Origin of the sequence: Streptomyces sp. NPDC002701, from assembly GCF_042889045.1 — a bacterium.
In the GTDB taxonomy this organism is placed as follows: domain Bacteria; phylum Actinomycetota; class Actinomycetes; order Streptomycetales; family Streptomycetaceae; genus Streptomyces.
Genome location: NZ_JBIAQL010000004.1, coordinates 135,477 through 153,064 on the forward strand (window position 1 = coordinate 135,477; position 17,588 = coordinate 153,064).

General features: G+C 69.8%; 14 protein-coding genes and 2 pseudogenes. 8 read left to right on the forward strand and 8 right to left on the reverse strand.

Going from position 1 to position 17,588, the window contains the following annotated elements; genetic code table 11:
- Nucleotides 1-188 precede the first annotated feature (188 nt).
- Nucleotides 189-752, forward strand: a complete 564-nt coding sequence (locus ACFYXC_RS13180; RefSeq protein WP_389550400.1) for a TIGR03086 family metal-binding protein — start codon at nucleotides 189-191, stop codon at nucleotides 750-752.
- Nucleotides 753-1,719: 967 nt separating this feature from the next.
- A complete protein-coding gene (locus ACFYXC_RS13185; RefSeq protein ID WP_389550403.1) occupies nucleotides 1,720-2,358 on the forward strand; it encodes a hypothetical protein in 639 nt (212 codons plus the stop codon).
- Here ACFYXC_RS13185 and ACFYXC_RS13190 read toward each other — a convergent pair.
- The 4 genes and pseudogenes from ACFYXC_RS13190 to ACFYXC_RS13205 all read right to left on the reverse strand — a co-directional run.
- The gene (locus tag ACFYXC_RS13190) at nucleotides 2,301-2,699 is read right to left on the reverse strand and encodes a MarR family winged helix-turn-helix transcriptional regulator (RefSeq protein WP_389551617.1); all 399 of its coding nucleotides are present in this window, start codon (nucleotides 2,697-2,699) and stop codon (nucleotides 2,301-2,303) included. The genes ACFYXC_RS13185 and ACFYXC_RS13190 overlap by 58 nt on opposite strands.
- Nucleotides 2,700-2,931: 232 nt before the next feature.
- A complete protein-coding gene (locus ACFYXC_RS13195; protein WP_389550406.1) occupies nucleotides 2,932-3,321 on the reverse strand; it encodes an STAS domain-containing protein in 390 nt (129 codons plus the stop codon).
- Nucleotides 3,318-4,418 (reverse strand): B12-binding domain-containing protein, encoded by a 1,101-nt coding sequence (locus tag ACFYXC_RS13200; protein WP_389550409.1) that lies wholly within the window; start codon nucleotides 4,416-4,418, stop codon nucleotides 3,318-3,320. The genes ACFYXC_RS13195 and ACFYXC_RS13200 overlap by 4 nt, the downstream gene beginning before the upstream one ends.
- Nucleotides 4,415-5,818 (reverse strand): annotated as a pseudogene (locus ACFYXC_RS13205) (PP2C family protein-serine/threonine phosphatase); the annotation flags it as partial. The gene ACFYXC_RS13200 and the pseudogene ACFYXC_RS13205, both read right to left, overlap by 4 nt.
- An 878-nt stretch (nucleotides 5,819-6,696) precedes the next feature.
- On the opposite strand from ACFYXC_RS13205, the gene ACFYXC_RS13210 reads away from it, so the two are divergent.
- The 3 genes from ACFYXC_RS13210 (at nucleotide 6,697) to ACFYXC_RS13220 (ending at nucleotide 10,524) form a co-directional block, all read left to right on the forward strand.
- The gene (locus ACFYXC_RS13210; RefSeq protein WP_389550412.1) at nucleotides 6,697-7,479 is read left to right on the forward strand and encodes an ABC transporter ATP-binding protein; all 783 of its coding nucleotides are present in this window, start codon (nucleotides 6,697-6,699) and stop codon (nucleotides 7,477-7,479) included.
- An 84-nt stretch (nucleotides 7,480-7,563) separates the two neighbouring features.
- Complete coding sequence (locus ACFYXC_RS13215; RefSeq protein ID WP_389550415.1) at nucleotides 7,564-10,104, forward strand: ABC transporter permease; 2,541 nt, start codon at nucleotides 7,564-7,566, stop codon at nucleotides 10,102-10,104.
- Between the two features lie 297 nt (nucleotides 10,105-10,401).
- Entirely contained in the window at nucleotides 10,402-10,524 is a 123-nt protein-coding gene (locus ACFYXC_RS13220; RefSeq protein WP_389550418.1) for a hypothetical protein, read from the forward strand.
- An 819-nt stretch (nucleotides 10,525-11,343) separates the two neighbouring features.
- Here the strand turns inward: ACFYXC_RS13220 and ACFYXC_RS13225 are convergent.
- Nucleotides 11,344-12,564: a cupin domain-containing protein gene (locus tag ACFYXC_RS13225; protein WP_389550421.1), complete on the reverse strand. Its 1,221-nt coding sequence runs from the start codon at nucleotides 12,562-12,564 to the stop codon at nucleotides 11,344-11,346.
- 82 nt (nucleotides 12,565-12,646) lie between these two features.
- On the opposite strand from ACFYXC_RS13225, the gene ACFYXC_RS13230 reads away from it, so the two are divergent.
- The 3 genes from ACFYXC_RS13230 (at nucleotide 12,647) to ACFYXC_RS13240 (ending at nucleotide 14,718) form a co-directional block, all read left to right on the forward strand.
- Nucleotides 12,647-13,483, forward strand: coding sequence for an NAD(P)H-binding protein (locus ACFYXC_RS13230; RefSeq protein ID WP_389550424.1), 837 nt, complete (start codon nucleotides 12,647-12,649; stop codon nucleotides 13,481-13,483).
- A gap of 184 nt (nucleotides 13,484-13,667) precedes the next feature.
- On the forward strand, nucleotides 13,668-14,096 hold the full coding sequence (locus ACFYXC_RS13235; RefSeq protein WP_389550426.1) for a pyridoxamine 5'-phosphate oxidase family protein: 429 nt from the start codon (nucleotides 13,668-13,670) through the stop codon (nucleotides 14,094-14,096).
- 496 nt (nucleotides 14,097-14,592) lie between these two features.
- Nucleotides 14,593-14,718 (forward strand): hypothetical protein, encoded by a 126-nt coding sequence (locus tag ACFYXC_RS13240; protein WP_389550429.1) that lies wholly within the window; start codon nucleotides 14,593-14,595, stop codon nucleotides 14,716-14,718.
- Between the two features lie 146 nt (nucleotides 14,719-14,864).
- Here ACFYXC_RS13240 and ACFYXC_RS13245 read toward each other — a convergent pair whose 3' ends face one another.
- From ACFYXC_RS13245 to ACFYXC_RS13255, 3 genes and pseudogenes are all read right to left on the reverse strand, one after another.
- Complete coding sequence (locus ACFYXC_RS13245) at nucleotides 14,865-15,230, reverse strand: hypothetical protein (RefSeq protein ID WP_389550432.1); 366 nt, start codon at nucleotides 15,228-15,230, stop codon at nucleotides 14,865-14,867.
- Between the two features lie 814 nt (nucleotides 15,231-16,044).
- Complete coding sequence (locus tag ACFYXC_RS13250) at nucleotides 16,045-16,806, reverse strand: isocitrate lyase/phosphoenolpyruvate mutase family protein (RefSeq protein WP_389550435.1); 762 nt, start codon at nucleotides 16,804-16,806, stop codon at nucleotides 16,045-16,047.
- 312 nt (nucleotides 16,807-17,118) lie between these two features.
- Nucleotides 17,119-17,533: pseudogene (locus ACFYXC_RS13255) on the reverse strand (response regulator transcription factor); the annotation flags it as partial.
- Between the last annotated feature and the right edge of the window lie 55 nt (nucleotides 17,534-17,588).

Below are 17,588 nucleotides of genomic sequence, written 5' to 3' on the forward strand. Positions count from 1 at the left end.
ACGGAATAGCCGGTGCAGCGGTGCGCAAGGGCGGTCCGCAGTGCGGGGTGTCGCCGTAGACCTCGTCGCCCGCGACCCAGCGAGGGGGGTCCGCGCGTCCAGGGCCCGTTCGACGATGCGGGCAGCGAGTTGGGCCTTGAGAGCGAAGGCCAGCCCGTGGGCGGAAACTCATGGAGTAACGTACTGACATGGCGAATTTATCCCTGCGGCTGATTCCGAATGCCATCAACCGCTTCGGCGCACGAGTGCACGCGGTCGACGGCCATCGGTGGAACGATTCGACGCCATGCAGCGAGTGGACGGTCAGGGAGCTCGTCAACCACCTGGTCGGCGAGCACTCGTGGGTGCCGCATCTGCTCGCCGGGGAGCCACTGGAGCAGGTGGGCGACCGCTACGACGGTGACATGGTCGGCGTGGATCCCGTCCGCGCGTGGGACGAGGCCGCGGAGCGCTCCCTCGCGGCGTGGGAGAGCGCCGATCTGTCCGGGACAGCCCGGTTCTCCTTCGGGGAGGCCCCGTTGACCGTGTACGCAGAACAGATACTCGTCGACCTGACCGTCCACGAGTGGGACCTGGCCCGCGGGTCCGGTCAGCCCGAACGACTTGACCCGGCTGCCGTCGAACTCAGCCTGGCCTACGCGCGCGCCAACGCCGAGAGAATGGCCAGCCTGCAAATCATCGCTGCTCCGGTGCGCACCGCCAGTACCGACCCCGCCATTCAGCTCCTTTCCTTGCTGGGGCGGGCCGTCTGACGAGTCCGATTCAAGCAGTTCGGGAGTGCTCGCGCCTGCTTGGCCGGGCTGCGGTGCAGTTTCGTGATTCCTAGCGTTTTGAGGTCGCGCGGGTAGAGCTATGCGGTCATGGCCGACGGTCGGGGCATTCGTGGGTTCCTGACCGCGCCGAGCGCTGCGACGGCTCTGCTCGCGGGTCGCCGACGAGGCGGCCACTCGCTTCTACCGGTCGAAGTCAGGCACCTCGCTCGACTCGGTGGTGATGGCCGACGGCGACCGGCTGCGTTTCAAGTCGTTCTCCGGCTGCTGCGGTATGTATGCCCGGTCGGCGCCCTCGCGCCCGGTCTCAACGGTGACGGGTCAGGCACGGCACCAGGAACGTGGACATCAACCCGCCGCTGCGGCGGACACTGGCCGGGATCGGCGGGCTCGGCCCCTCCATCTGGCCGTCGGGTTTGAGGGGTTGGACCGTTTTGTAGAGGTGACTGGTGTGCTGGGTGGGTCGTTCGGGAAAATCGCGGGCAACCATCCAGGTCTGCGAGCGGGCGACGGTCTGGACGGCGTGGCTGGTCCCCCGTCCAGCACCCACTTGACGCAAGCGTACGAAGTCGCGCGATCATGACGTGGTCCGCCGGACACCGCCCAGGCACAGGAGCGATCCCCTGCCCTGGACGCGCGCTGCATGTGTGATTGCGGGGACGTGCCGCAACACAGATCGCCCAGCCGAACGACCGTGGCCGGCTTCGTAGGTGGAAACGGGCGTTCCGTACGCCGACGAGCTCTCAGAAGCCTGCCCGGATGCTCTGGCAGAGGTTGATCCTGGGTGGTGCCGGTGGCCTGGGAAATCGGCGGGCAGCGCTGTCATCGGTGGGTCTTCGCCCATACGAAGGATGGCGGCGCCCTCCCGGTCGCAGCGGGCGAGCTGGTCGTGCAGGGCGAGGACCTCGGAGCCTGGACCGGGGCGCAGCGGACGGGGTGAGCGGAGCTGATGCCTGCACAGCAGTATCTGCTGGAGACGCTCGGCATCGAACCGCCCGCCGAGGGCGAGGTGGTGGTGCCGGTGCTTCGATCGCAGGATGAGCGGTGGACCACCGACCTCACGGCCGCCCGCTACTTCCAAACCCGCGAAGGACACTCCTGCGCAAACAGGCCGCCACCTGCACAGAACGCCCGCTGCTTCAGCACAGCGGCAGGTGCGCCGGCCGCGCCCGTCACGCACCAGAACGCCGCGCTCTTCCGCGTTGCGCAGGTGGTGGATGACCGTGCTCCCGCTGCGCAACCCGACTGTCGCACTGAGCTGCATCCGGTTCAGGTCCCCACCGCGGACGCGGATCGGCTGCCGGATACAGAAGCGGATCTGCTGCTCGGCTCTTCGAATACGCAGGCCGTCAATTCACCGCCGCGCCACCCTTTCTTCAGCGCGTATCTGACTGCGCAGTTGCGCAGTTGCGCAGTTGCGCACGCGCACTCGGGACAACAACACCAGCAGGCGGCGCCGGAGAGCTACGGTCCCAGCAGTGGTGCCGGGTGTCGCTGCGCCTTGTGCGTCGAGGCGGATGGGGCTGTTTCCTACGCCGCGGAGTCGGCTGAGGCGTCCTTGGGGGCCGGGCGCAGTGTGAGCTGGTGAAGTAGTGCCTGGTGTAAGGCGGTGAGACTTTCCGTCAGGGCGGTGCGCTGGTGGGCGGGCATGGCGGTGAGGGTGTGGGTGAGGAGGGCGTCGCGGCGTTGACGGATGCGTGACAGGTGGGTGCGGCCGGCGCGGGTGAGGGCGAGGGTGACTTCGCGGCGACTGCCGGGATGCGGGCGGCGCTGGATGAACCCGAGAGCCTGGCGACGATCGACAAGGCGGCAGGTCGAGGGCGGCGCGGCGCCCAGGAGATGGGTGAGGGCGCGCATACGGATGCCCTCTTTGCGGTCGACGATGCACATCACCCGCAGCCGGGAGGCGGGGATGCAGGGCGCCGGGATGTCGTTACGGGCCTGCTACCACAAGGCATCGAGGAGTTCGGCGACGCTGGTGACCTGGCGGGCCGCTGCCTGTGCTGTCGGGGGATGGGGCGGGTGGGCTCGGTCATGCGTTTTCCGTCCGCGAGTACCAAAGCCTTCCGCCACGTGGTGGGGCGTCAGCCGGAGAGGTCCGGTTCGGCGAGGCGGGTGGCCCCGGCCGCTGTGCCGCTCTATGGCGTATGACCATATGCCATCAGCTAGGTGATTCTGATCGGCCGTCGGCTTCGGTGGTTGCGGCGGGGTGCTGGGGGGTGAGGTACTCCAGTGTGCCGGTGATCTCCAGCAGCCGTTCCAGGGACGGGCTGGGGTCGTCCAAGTGCAGTACGGCGCAGGCTGCGGTGGTGCGGCGGTGCAGCATCAGGAGGACGGACAGGCCCATGGAGTCCAGGCCGTCCAGGCCGGCGCAGTCCAAGTGGAGTTCGTGCAGGGGCAGCGCGTCGTCGAGGTGCTGGGTGGCCGCGGCGAGGAAGGCGTCGGCGTTGTCGTAGTCGAGGAAACCCTCCACCCGCAGCAGCAGCACGCCTTGCGTGGCGCCCGGTGTGCGGGTCAGGCGCAGGTCGGGGAATTCGGTCGGCGGCGTCATGCGTGGTCCCGGGCGTCGGTATCGGCGGCGGTGGGTGAACTTACGTGGGCGAGGTGGTCGGCGGCCGTGGTGAGGGTGTGGGCGGCGCGGGGGAAGTCCTTGAGCTGTTCGCCGAGGATGCCCAGGGCCGGGGCGAGGGAGTGGGAGGGGACGTTGCGGGCGGTGAGGATGCGTGCGGTCCAGGTGAGGAAGTCGGTGAAGAGGTCCGGGTCGCCGGTGTAGAGGGCGGTGGCGAGGAAGTCGACGATGTGCGCGATGTCCTCGCCGGTGCGGGCTCGCTGATCGGGGGTGTAGTCACGCATCGCGGGAAAGCGTGATTCCAGGTCGTTCATGACGGTACGCACCAGGGAGGTGTGGGTGCGGGCGACCATCGTGTACTCCTGGTCGGCCAGGTGGGGCAGGTCGTCGATGGGTTGACGTGCTTGCGCCGGCCGGGGCAGGGGGCCGCGCTCGAGGCGGTCGGCGGCGGCTTTCGCATCGGGCGCCCATGCGTCTGCGCCCAGTAGGCGCGCATGCTGGCCGTGGATGCCGAAGGCGGCGCCGCCGACCAGGACCGGGGTGCCGGTGGCCTGCACCGCGGTGATCGTGGCGTGGGCGGTGGGCAGGCGGGTGGGGATCGAGCTGGAGAGCGCCACCCACTGCGGTCCTGTCTGGTGGATGTGGGCGATCAGGTGCGTGGTGGGGGTCTGCGCACCCAGATAGTCGACCCTCCAGCCGCGCAGCTTGAGGACTTCGGCCAGAAGGCGGGCGGGCAAGCCGTGCCACTCCCCGTCCACACACGCCACCAGGATCCGCCCGCGGCCCGCGCCGGCACCGGTGGTGGGGTGGCCGCCGTGGTGGGACAGGGCGGCGATGGCGCGCTCGTTGATGGCGGTGGCGGCGTGCTCCTGGGCCACCGTGATCCGGTTGGCCGCCCACTCCTCGCCGACCTTGCGCTGCACGGGCGCGATCAGCTCCAGCAGAACGCTTTCCGCATCCGTGCCCTCTTCCAGAGCTTGGAAGAGGGTGCGGGTGGCCGCCTGCTCATCGCCGGCAGCAAGGGCGTCCCACAGCTGAGCTCGTCGCTGTTCGTACGCGCTGGTCGCGGTGAGGGTCATGCGGTGAACCTGCCTCGTGTATGTCCGCCCACCGCGCTGAGGTGGTGGGTGCGGGGGGCTGCGATGACCATGACAGCCATGTCGTCGTGGTCCCGGGTGCCCACCCACTGGGCGGCGAGCATCTGCACGTGCTCGACGACCGCTTCGGCTGGCATACCCGCACACTGGGTCAGCGCGTTCCTCAACCGTGCCTCGCCGAACATCTCGTCCCCCAGCGGGCCGCTCCTGCCTTCGATGATGCCGTCGGTGTACAGGACGCAGAACTCGCCGGGCTCCAGCGTCTCCGCGACCGTCGTCGCCCGGGCAACCGGCAGTGCGCCGACCAGGGCGCCGCGGGACCTGCTCTCCTGTACCGCGCCGTCGTTGCGCACGACCAGGGCCGGTGGATGGCCGGCGCTGGTCACCCTCAGATGCACAGTGTTGGCCTCGCGCAGCGCGGAGACCATGACGAGGGTGGCGAAGCGGGTGTGGTGGGAGGTCAGCAGCGCACTGTTGAGGAGGTCGATCATCCGCTGATGGTCGTCAGCCATCGGCAGCAGCGCCTGCAGCGTGTTGCGGATCTTGCCTGTCAGGACGGCCGCCTCCAGGCCCTTGCCGCACACGTCACCGAGCACCGCGAAGGATGCCTCACCGACAATTGAAGCCGGGTGGACGTCGTAGAAGTCGCCGCCGATGCGCTCTTGGTCCTGGGCTGCGCGGTAGCCGCCGGCGAACTCCACCCCCGAGATCTGGTGCAACGCCGGCGGCAACAGGTCCCGCATCAGGGTCTGCGTGAGGGAGGACTGCTCGGCATACAGGCGTGCTGCGGACATCGCCGCGCCCGCGCGGGCGGCGAAGAGGCGGGCGAAGACCTCCTCCTGCTCACTGAACGAGCTCTGCCCACTGCGCCGCAGCAGGATGAGCGCACCACCCGGCACGCCGTGACCGGGAAGGGGCGTGACCACGATCGAACCCACCGTGCCGAAGTCGTCGGGGATCAGCCAGCCCGGCGCAGAAGCGGGATCGATCCAGCGCGAGGGCACGGGCGGGAAGCCCTGCAGCGCTTCTGCCAGGCCAGGGACCTCTTCGGCATTGACGTCCCACAGGAAGTCCTGCGGCTCGCCGCCCTGCACGCACGCAACCACCGGCAGCCGGCGCCCGCGGGCCGGCGCGACGACCAGGGCCGCATCCGCTAGGTACTCAGCGGCCAGGCGCGCGGTGACGTCCATGCACCGCTCCAAGTTCAGTGACGACAACAGAGCGTTGGATGCCTCCGTGAGGAACGCGGTGCGCTCACGCTCCGCCTGCAGTGCTTCCCGGGCCAGGCGCACATCGGTGTCCTCCACCAGCCACCACACCGTGTTCTGCTCATCCAGCCGCGTCGGATGCGCTTCGAAGCTGCGCATCCCCACCAGCCCCGAGACCACCGCGCCGTGGATTACCCGATGTGACTTCCGCCAGGCAGGACGCGGCTGTTAGGCCCGCTACGCGAACCCCTCACCTCATCCACTCGAAGAAGTATTGCCTTACGGCAACCATCCACCGCCCGGCCCTCTCCTGGCAAGACACCCCCAAACGAGACCCGAATCAGGTACCCGCAACACGCGACCTCAGTAGCACCAAACCCCAAAAGCCCCCGAAACGACCATCGGACAAAAACAAACCAAAATTTGAAAAGAGCAGCTCACAGCCCTCGACAGCGTCCTCGATCATGCGAACAAATGAGCACATCACCCTCATCGGTGAACCGTGTGAAGAAGCTGAGGAGAAAGCAGAAAGTCCGTCTCGCCCCAAGGAGTCCGTACGCCGTTTCGCATGTCGGTCTGTCGCGCTGAACAGTTCGTCTAGCGCGCAGCGCATCACCGCAGTCCCGGCCGAACAGGGACGTCGCCCCGGCGGCACTCCCGCCCGGCGGACGCCCTTGGCCGTGCCCCGGACCATGCCATCGGCCAAGGACGGTCTCCCTGCCAGGCCACGAGAAGCGGCGCCTGTCGGCGGGCCCGGTCCCGGCCGCCGAATCCGGACGGGTGAAGGCGCCCGCGCAGGTGCACCATCAGGAACAGGAGAAGGGCCTGATCAGGGCACACCCGAGGCGGAGTCTCTCCTCCTCCCTGAGGAGTACACAGCGCGGGCGGCCTTCGACCCAAGTCCGGGGCGATGACAGGCACGTGGTCGGATGCCCGAGATCACGCCGGCCAGGACGATGGAGGTCATGGCGAAACCTCTTTCGTCCTGTCTCCCGGGCCTCGGCCCTCGGTTCCTCCGGCCCAACGGCCCCGCACGACAGGAGCACTCCGCCGTGACCACCTTCCCCTCCGGCGCCCCCTCCGCGGCCCGCCCCACCGTGGCCGCGGCCCGTGCGACGGACCTGACCAAGGTCTACGGACAGGGCGAGACCCAGGTGGTCGCCCTGGACAGGGTCTCGGTCGAGTTCCAGCAGGCCGAATTCACGGCCATCATGGGCCCCTCGGGCTCCGGCAAGTCCACGCTCATGCACTGCATGGCCGGTCTGGACGCGATCTCCGGAGGCTCGGCACGCATCGGCGACGTCGAGGTGTCCTCGCTCAAGGACAAGAAGCTCACCCAGCTGCGCCGCGACAAGATCGGCTTCATCTTTCAGGCATTCAACCTGCTGCCGACGCTGACCGCGCTGGAGAACATCACGCTCCCCATGGACATCGCCGGCCGCAAGCCCGACAAGCAGTGGGTGGACATGGTCGTGGAGACCGTCGGCCTGTCCGGGCGGCTCAAGCACCGGCCGAGCGAACTTTCCGGTGGTCAGCAGCAGCGTGTGGCCGTGGCGCGGGCCCTGGCCGGCAAGCCCGAGATCATGTTCGCCGACGAGCCCACCGGCAACCTCGACTCGCGTTCCGGCGCCGAGGTGCTCGGCTTCCTGCGCAACTCGGTGCAGGAGCTCGGCCAGACCGTCGTCATGGTCACCCACGATCCGGTCGCCGCGGCCAGCGCGGGCCGGGTGGTCTTCCTCGCCGACGGCCGGATCGTCGACGAGTTGTACAACCCGACCGCCGACACGGTGCTCGACCGTATGAAGCGCTTCGACGCCAAGGGACGCACCAGCTGACGCCGCACGCGGCGGCCTCCCGACCCGGCGCCGCCGCACCGTGGACCGGCGACCACGTTCCCCCCTCTCCCCCAGGAATCGACCATGTTCCGTACCGCCCTGCGCAACGTGCTTGCGCACAAGGCCCGGTTGCTGATGACCGTGCTCGCCGTGCTCCTCGGCGTCGCCTTCGTCTCCGGCACTCTGGTGTTCACCGATACGATCTCGACGGCCTACCAGAAGAGCTCCGAGAAGGGGTTCGGCGATGTCGATGTCGCCGTCCGGCCGCACGACAAGGACGACGACGCGACTCCCGGTGACCCGCCGCGGCTGAGCCAGCGCCTGCTGGAGCAGATCGCGGACGTCCCCGGAGCCGGGACCGTCACCGGGACCGTTGCCGGCTACGCCGCCGTCGCCGACAAGGACGGCGACCTCCTCGGCAACGGCTTCTCCAGTACCGGCGGCAACTACTACCCCGCGAAGAACGGCAAGGATCCGCGGTACGACCTCGACTCCGGCCGTGCCCCGCTCACCGCCGCCGAGGTGGCGCTTGACTCCAAGACCGCCGACCGCGGCGAGTACCGCGTCGGCGACACAGTACGGCTGTCCACCGACGGCCCGGTGCGCCAGAAGAAGATCGTCGGCATCTTCGCCACCGACGACGGCAACATCGCGGCGGGCGGCACCCTCGTGCTCTTCGACAACACCACCGCGCAGAAGCTGTTCACCAAGCCCGGCCGGTACGACCAGATCGACATCAAGGCCGCGGCCGGCACCTCCCAGGCGACGCTGAAGACCAGCGTGGACAAACTGCTGCCCGTCAGGTCGGAGGCGATCACCGGCAAGAAGCTCGCCGATGACCAGGCCAAGGACATCGAGGCCGGCATGAGTGGCCTGCAGACCGGCCTGCTGGTGTTCGCCGGGATCGCGCTGTTCGTCAGCGTCTTCATCATCGCCAACACCTTCACCATGCTGGTCGCCCAGCGCACCCGGGAACTCGCCCTGATGCGCGCAGTCGGTGCCAGCCGCCGCCAGGTGACCCGCTCGGTACTGATCGAGGCCACCGTCGTCGGCTCGGTCGCCGCCGTCACCGGTCTCCTCGCCGGCATCGGTCTCGGTTCCGCACTGCGCTCGCTACTGGGCGCCACCGGCTCCACGATCCCCGACGGACCGCTGGTCGTCTCCCCGGCCACCGTGCTCGCCGCGCTCCTCGTCGGCGTCGTCGTCACCGTCCTCGCCGCCTGGCTGCCCGGCCGCCGCGCCGCGAAGATTCCCCCGATCGCCGCGATGAACAGCGTGCACGCCGCCCCGAGCACCCGCGGCCTCGTCGTACGCAACACCATCGGCGCGATCCTCGCCGGCGGCGGTGTCGCACTGGTCCTCGCCGGGACAGGCATGAGCAGCGGTGACGCCAAGGCACCGGTGGGCTTCGGCGCCGGCGCGCTGGTGATCGGCGTGTTCGTGCTCACCCCCCTGCTGTCCAGGCCGATGATCGCCGCTTCCGCTCCACTGCTGCGCGTCTTCGGCATCTCCGGCAAGCTCGCCCGCCAGAACGCGGTGCGCAACCCCCGCCGCACCGCCGCGACCGCCTCCGCCCTCATGATCGGCCTCACTCTCATCACCGGTCTGACCGTGATCGCGGGCAGCGTGCAGAAGAGCATCGACGAGATGGCCGCAGGCTCGCTGCGCAGCGACTACGTCGTCTCCATGGGAGCCATCGGCGGCACCGGCCTCTCACCGGACGTGGAGAAGACCCTCAAGCGGACCGACGGCGTCAGCGCCACCAGCGCCCAGCGCACCTCCCCGGCCCTGGTCGGCGGCGGCACGACGACGCTCACCGGCGTCGACGGCAACACCATCGGCCAGATGATCTCGGTCGACTTCGACTCCGGCTCGCTCTCCAAGGCCACCGGAGACAATATCGTCGTCGACGACGACACCGCCCAGGACAACAACTGGCACACGGGCTCCGGCGTCCCGGTCACCTTCGTGGACGGCACCAAGAAGCGGTTCACCGTCGCAGGCGTCTACGAGGGCAACTCCCTGCTCAACGGAATCGTCATCGACAGCACGGTGCTCTCCGCGCACATGGACGACGTCACCGACAACAAGGTCATGGTGAAGACCGAGGACGGCCCGAGCCAGGCCACGAAGGACGCCCTGCAGAAGGCGCTCGGCGACAACCCCGCCATCAACGTGCAGGACAAGAAGGACATCTCGAATGACATCGCCAAGGCGATCACCCTGCTGCTGAACATGCTCTACGGGCTGCTCGCCATGGCCGTGATCGTCGCCGTCCTCGGCGTCATCAACACCCTGGCCATGTCGGTCTTCGAGCGATCCCGGGAGATCGGCATGCTGCGCGCCATCGGCCTGGACCGCAAAGGCATCAAACGCATGGTGCGCCTGGAGTCACTGGTCATCTCACTCTTCGGAGCGGTCCTGGGCCTGTGCCTCGGCGCGTTCTTCGGCTGGGCGACCGGCGAACTGATCGCTCCCTCGCTTCCGACGTACGAACTGGTCATGCCCTGGGGCCGAATGGGGCTCTTCCTGGTCCTCGCCGCCGGGGTGGGCATGCTGGCAGCGGTGTGGCCCGCCCGCCGCGCGTCCAAGCTCAACATGCTGGCGGCCATCAAGTCCCAGTAGCCTCGTGCCTCGCGTACCACCCATGTCGGCCGGGCCGGTCTTCCGGCCCGGCCGACGCCCGTTCGCCGCACCCGGGGTCATACTCCACGTTGCCTCGGTGGACCGCCTCACCCATCGCCGGGCGCATGGTCCGAAAGGCTGTATCCCTGCCTCTTGCCGCACACAGGTGCGGCGAACCCTCGGCGTGCGGCCTCCGTTCAGGGACGACAGCCACGGACGCCGAGCGAGCCACCGCGCCCACGCCACCGGGACGAGCGGGTCGGAGTCCCGGCGGCCCAGGAGGGCTCGTTCGAAGCGGTGCGGCACGATCGCCTGGCTGTCTCCGCCGATGTCCTCGACAGCAGCCGCGGCGGCTTCGAACGGGCCCGCTGCGGCGGCCGGCTCCAGCGGGCCCTTCTCGTCGACGGTGACGGTGCGTAGCTGTGCAGGCGGTCCGCGGCGCGCGGGGCGGCCAGGCCGGGCCCAGGTGGCGCATCCGGCGAGCAGCGGGCCGAACCCTCCCACAGCGGCGCAGACGCAACAGGGACCAGTCCCACACCACCGGCCAGGACGCGAGCGGCTCCCAGCTCCCATCGACTCGGTCGACGCCAGCGGGCAGCACCTCCTCCACCTGGGCAGCAGCGGAGTCGGGACCCAGCACCGCCTAGACCCGTCGCCGAAGGCCCACAGCCCACGCGAACGGGCGGTCCTGCACCGTTGGCGACCTACCGGCAACCGCAGCATGGCCTCCCCCGTCCGCTCCTACCACTCCCCCACGTGCGCGGCGCCGCGCACGTTCGCGGTGTCCGTGCCTGCCGCGTGGGGCGGGCGCGCGGCGAGCAGGTGCGCATCGACCTGGTCCGATACGGGACCACGCGCGCGGTCACTGCGCGAGCGGGAGGCCGGCGGCGCCCCCGGTGTCGAGGTCGAGAACCGTGCGGGACAGCAGCGGCCCGTCGAAGGCTGCCGAGGCGCCGCGGCGGACCTCGGGTCGACCTCAAGGACGAGGTGCCGCGCACCGAGCGCGGTTGCCTCGCCGTCACGGCGCAGCAGGCCCATCAGCCCGTACCGGACTGCCCGACCCACCGAAACGGGCCGCCACCGGCAACGGTGCGATGGCCGATCGTCGCCAACTCCCGCAACAAACCCGCGGAATCATGGCAGGACAGACCGTCGGCGCTCTGCCGAGCGATCCCCCTCAAGTTTCAAGTCGGCCAGTGCCGCGGCGGAGTTCCTGATACCAGGTCTATGGTCCTGGCATCAGGACCGCACACGAACGCCGGGCAGAGAAGCGGGGACGGCGGGCAGTTCGGTGCCCGGAGGCCGCAGGGGCGGGACGGTCGGCCGCTCGGGAACGACCGTACCGGTGCGCCGAAACCCGCTCGGACTGACGCCTCGGATCCGTTTGAACGCTGCGCTGAACGCGAACGCGTCGGTATAGCCCACGGTGCGGCCGATCTCCGCGACAGTCGCCGTCTCACGTTCGGCCAGCAGGTCCGCAGCGAGCGTCATGCGCCAGCGGGTGAGGTAGGTCAGCGGCGGGGGGGGGGCCCCCCCGCGCCGCCCCCCCCCCCCCCTTTTTTTTTTGTGGCGCCTCCGGGGGGGCCGCGCGGGCACCCACCACCGGGCCCCCGGGTGGCCGGGGGGGGGGCCCAGCCCCGCCCCCGCCCCCGACCCGCGTGCGCCCCGCGGCCCGCCCGCGCGCCAAAAGCCCGTGGGGGTGTGTGGGGGTGGGGGGGGGCCCCCCCCCGGGCCCCCCCCCCGCTTCGACAACGTGGAACGTGACACTCCGGTCCGGTCGGCCAGCGAGGACACCGTCCACGGGGCCGCTGGTTCCGCGTGCAGCAGGCGCAGCGCGTCGCCGACCACCGGGTCCCGCTGGGCGGCGTACCAGGCGGGTGGCTCGCCGCCGGGCCGGTCGAAGTACTCGCGCAGCGCGCACACCAGCATCCAGTCCAGCAGCCGGTCGAGAACCACCTGCTGGCCCGGGGTGTCGGTGGCGACCTCGGCGGCGAGGTGGTCGAGTACGGCGTCGGTCCCGCCGCCGGATACGACGCGCAGCACGACGGGGAGCCCGTCCAGCAGCCTGCGGCTGATCTCGCCGCGTACCGGGTAGGCGCCGACGATCAGCGTCGTCGCGCCGTCGCCGGCGTCGCCGTCGTTCCAGCCGAGCCGGTGCCGGGTCCCTCCCTGCTCGTGCGTCGCGCAGTGCTCGCCGCACGCGATCGGTTCGGCCCGGGTGCCGACCTCGTCGACGAAGGTGAACGGTGCGGGGCCCCGCACGATGACCGTCTCGCCTGCGCGGAGCTGTTCGGGCGGGCGGTGCTCCGGCACGATCCAACCCGCCCCGCCGAGCACGGTGCACAACGTCAGCGGCGCGCCGTCCACGAAGTGCAAAGCCCAGGGCGGGGTCAGGACCGAATTGCCGAACAACGAGCCCTGGGCCCGCATCCCGCGGAAGAGGTCACCGAACGCGTCCACCCCATCAAGGTTAGCCGATCACACATGCGATCCGGCTTTTCACCTATGTATTCGTCCGAGCAAACACCGTTGAATCGCTGCCATGAGCAACCACACCACCCTCGTCCTCGGCGCCACCGGCAAGACCGGCCGACGGATCGTCGCCCGGTTGCGGCTGCGCGGCACGCAGGTGCGCGCCGCCTCCCGATCCAGCCGGACCCGCTTCGACTGGTCCGACCCCGACGGCTGGGATTCGGCCCTGCAAGGCATCACCTCCGCCTACGTGGTACCCCCGCCCGTGCCCGGACCGGTACACGAGTTCGTGGCACGGGCCGAGGCCGCCGGCGTGCAGCACCTTGTCCTGCTCTCCGGGCACGGCGCCGACGCCTGGGGCGACTCCACGTTCGGCCTGGACATGCGCTCGGCCGAAGACGCCGTGCGCGGCTCGGCACTGGAGTGGACCGTCCTGCGGCCGTCGAACTTCAACCAGAACTTCGACGAGGACCTCTTCCACGCCCCGCTGGTCGCCGGCGAACTGGCGCTCCCGGCCGGTGCTGTCCCCGAGCCGTTCATCGACCTGGAGGACGTCGCCGACGCCGCGGCCGCGGTGCTGGCCGAGCCCGGCCGGCACGCCGGGCGGATCTACGAGCTGACCGGGCCGCGCGCGCTGACCTTCGAGGAGGCCGTCGAGCTGATCTCCCGGGCGTCCGGACTGCCCATGACCTACAAGCGGCTTTCCCCCGCCGAGTACACCGCGGCGCTGGTCGCGGAGGGGTGGGGCGAGGACGACGCGCACCACGTCGCCGAGATGTTCGTGTTGATGGAGCGCGGGGTGATTGCCGAAACGACGGACGGTATCGCCACCGTGTTGGGGCGAGCGCCCCGAAACTTCGAGGACTACGTGGTGCGGGCCGCGGCAGCAGGAGCCTGGCGGCCATGACCTCTCGGGCGGCCGTCCAGCGGCTGCGCCGGGCTCCGGCGGTGGGGGTGTTGCGCGCCGGGGTGGTCTCCCGACGGTTGCCGCCGCGCATCCGGTCCGCGCCGTCAGCCCGCCGTGATCGCGGTGAGCGAACGGAGCGAAACCTCCATCCACCATCATTCCAGCATCTTCTGAAAGGACCGCAATGAGCACCGCCACCAGCCGGCTGACCGCCGAGGACCTCGAGTTCCTCGGACGCCCCCTGCACGGCTTCCTGTCCGTGGCCGGGGGAACGCAGCCGCCGCAGCCCCGGCCAGTGTGGTTCGAGGCCACCGCAGAGGGGACGATCCAGTTCTTCACGGAGCCGGGCTCGCTGAAGGTGCGGCGCCTGCACCGCGACCCCCGCGCCTCGATCGTTGTCGCAGCCCCCGTGGGTGAGCGTGAGCGCTGGGTGTCCGTCGTCGGCCACACCACGATGGCGGCCGACGGAGCGCACGACCTGTGTTCCCGCCTCGCCGCTCGCTACTGGGACCTCGACGACCAGGCCCGGGCCCACGACCTCGCCATGATGCTGGCCGCTGGCCCACTCCGCGTCGTCATCCACCCGGAGACCGTGCACCGCTACGGGCACTGACCTCCAGCCTCAGCTCGCGCCACCGGTACGTCGGACTGCGCAGAGATGGTTGCCGGCGTGCCCTGGTTTCCGCGTACTCTCCGGTGCGCGGGCCGGGCCGGTACGCTTGAACGTGGCCAGTCGTCAGGCCACGTTGGTGTCCCGGCCGGTGGCCCCGAGGCAGTTCTTCAGACGGTAGGCCGAGGCAGTCGGTCATGATGTGCCGCTTCCCCCCGTTGATCTGCTTGCCTCCGTCGTAGCCGCGTGAGCCGGCGGGTACCGTCGCGGCCGCCTTCATCGACTGCGCGTCGATGATCCCGGCCGTCGGTTCCGCCTCGCGGCCCTCGCGGACCCGGACCCGGTCACGAAACCGGTCGTGGAACTCGGTGATCAGTCCGTGCTGCCTCCAACGGCGGAAGGAGGCGTAGCCGCGGTCCCTGCCGGGGAAGTCCACGGGCATTGACCGCCAGGAGATCCCGCCCGCCACGAGATAGCGGATCGCCTACAACATCTGCCGGTGGCAGTACCCTTCGGACTGCCCGCCCGGCCCTCCGTCCAGGCCGGCGTGGGCAACAGCGGCCTTACCACCGTCCACTCCTCGTCGCTCATGTCCGAGGAATACCGGCGCACCCGGTCCGGATGATCTGCCGCGTTGCCGTACACGTGCGCGAGGCAATCGCACGACCCACGGACGAGTTGAAAGTCGGCGGGCGCGAGCGCGTACAACAACGACAACGGGGCCTCCTTGGACCTCTCGGTCAGGTTCGCACCACCGAGCTTTCTTCGAAATCACCCTGCAGTGATACGCGTCGGCCGGTTCATGCGGTCTGTTCGCGTGAGGCGATGGTGACGTCCATGCCGAGGGCCGCGAGTTGGGCGATCAGACGTCGGGGGCTGGCGTTCCCCGCCGAGGCGGTTGGTGAAGTAATCAGGGCCGAGATCGCGGCAGGGCACAAGGTCGAGTATGTGCCAGGCGGCGACGAGGAGGGAGTGTCCGACGGCGAGGGTCGCGCGCTTGGCGCCCCGGTACGGGACCAGCCGCCGAAACTGTGCGCCCAGGTAGGTCGTCCTGCACGACGCTGTCGCCTCCATGCCGATCCGGGCGATCCTGTTCTCCGCCAGCCAGTCCCGCCATTCCAGCAGGCCGTCGTTCATCGTGGAGAACGTACGGACCTCGTAACGGGCGCGCTTGCCAGTGCCCGGGTCCCGGATGCACACCTTGACATCCGTCTTGCGCAAGTCGGCGCCCCGCACCGCTCCTCGATCACATCCATGTCCCGCCCCGCCCTTACTCGCGTGCGCCAGGAAGAGTGCCCGCCCACCAGGGACCACAGGATTCAAAGAAGCTCTCTTGCGTGCTCGCGGCAACACCACTGGACTCCTGCGCTTGGCCCCAGCCTCCGACTCCCAACGGGCTCAATGTTCGGCACCAAGCTCGATCGACGTCCTCCGGACGGGCACCAGCCCCGATTTTCCCGGCCACGGGGCGGAATCGACAGGGCCCAGGGGGACTGCCAAGAGGCTCCGTCTTCATGTCCGCACCACCGCAAGATCACACGACCAGGAGCCTTGTTCGACCTGCACGTTCCATGATCGGTACGACGACGGCCCCTGAGAGCTCGCAGACAGGCGGATGACTCTCCGTCATCGACGGTCGCCAACCAACCTGCATCACTCTTACCAACTACAAGGCGTCACGGACCTCTGACCAGCTCCAGCCAACGGCGGATCTTGCCAATCATGCTGCGCCGTCACATCGGTCGTCACCGACATGGAGACACTGCCGCGCACCGTGGCCACCGGGCAGGCCCGATCGCTGAACCGCCGCGCCTTTCGGTGCTCCTCGCCGGATGGTGCACCACGCGTGCGGGCTTGCTGCGGGCGAGCCGGGCCCAGCGGCGTCCGGCCCGCGCCGGCTTTGCCGGCGCGGCGGCCGAAGACGCTGCCGGGCCCGGATGAGGACGGTGTCTCAGGAGGTCCAGCGTCCGAGCATGTCCTTCATCGCGTCCGTCAGCGCCATCTGCAGCAGCGGGCCGTAGGTGATGCGGCCGACGCCCAGGCGGCGGAAGCGCTCCAGGTCGTGCCTGACCGGGTGGGCCGTGGAGTTCACGGGGACGGCGACGGCGCCGATCACCGCCTGGAGCAGATCGTCGTCGTCCTGGATGCCCACCGGGTAGAGGCTGTCGGCGCCGGCCTGCTCCATGGCCCGCAGCCGCTCGATCGCCTCGTCCAGGACGTCGGAGGCGTCCTTGGCGTGCAGGAAGAGATCGGTGCGCCCGTTGATCCACAGGGGGATCCCCGCGTCGTCGGCCGCCGCGCGCAGGCCGGCAAGGTAGCTCGCGTGCTCCTGCGTGCTGCGCACGCGTCCGCCCTCGGAGTGGACGGTGTCCTCGACGTTGAGGCCCACGCCGCCGACTTCGATGAGTCCGGCGACGAGATCGGCGGGCTCCTGCCCGTATCCGGCCTCCAGGTCCACGGAGACGGGGACGTCGACCGCCGCGATGATGGGCCGGACGGCGGCGAGCACTTCCTCGAAGGTCTGCCCCTCGTGGTCCTCGGCCCCGCGGGAGTCGGCGAGCGGATGACTGCCGACCGTCAGCGCGGGAAATCCGGCGCCGGCAGCCGTGCGCGCCGACCAGGCGTCCCAGACGGTCGGCAGTACGAGCGGCTTGTGGTCGGCATGCAATTGCTTGAGGCGTCGAGCGCGCTCAACGGTGATACGAGAGTCCATGCCCAGGACGCTACCCCTTGATCGCCACCAACCACCTGCGCATCAGGGCTACGGGAAGAGCAGCCGTACGCCGTAGGTGCGCTCCGCGACACGCAGGGCGGGAACCAGCGCGGTGCGCAGGTCTTCGACCTCCTGGGCGTGGGTGGCGAGGAAGTGCCGGCGCAGGGTGCACCGAAGCAGTTCGCGGACGGCTCGACGGGGCGCATACAGGTGGCGTACGCGCTGCCGAGGGCCCCGTCCCGGCGGGCGTAGTCCGGCGGTGGGCACGTTCGTCATGGTCTGGTCGACGAGCGCGAGGAACGCCACCTCGTCGCGCACGGTGTGGATGAGGGGCGGTTCGAAGCAGTCGATCTTCTTGCGGAGGTATCTGACGTACGTCTCGACGATGCGGGCGTCTCCGGCGAAGTCGTAGCGCCACACGTGATCGAGGATCTGGACCTTGCTCAGCACCCGTCCCGAGTTGGCCATCAGGTGGGCCAGCAGCTTGAACTCGGTCCGGGAGAGCGGGACGTACTGCCCGAGCGGTGCACTTCGTGCGCAGCCTCGTCGAGTTCGAGGGCGGCGTAGCGCAGCACGGTCTGCCTGAGGAGTGGTTCGGCTCCCTGAACGACCGTGCGGCGCAGGATGGCCTCGATGCGCAGAAGCACCTCCTCGATACTGAACCGCTGCGTCACTAGTCGTCGCCACCGGAGCCCAACCCCTTGATGCGGTCGTCGAGGCCGGTGCGGCGGGCGGTCGAGCGGACCTACGGTGGCTCAAGCTCCACCGCGCCTTCTGGCCCA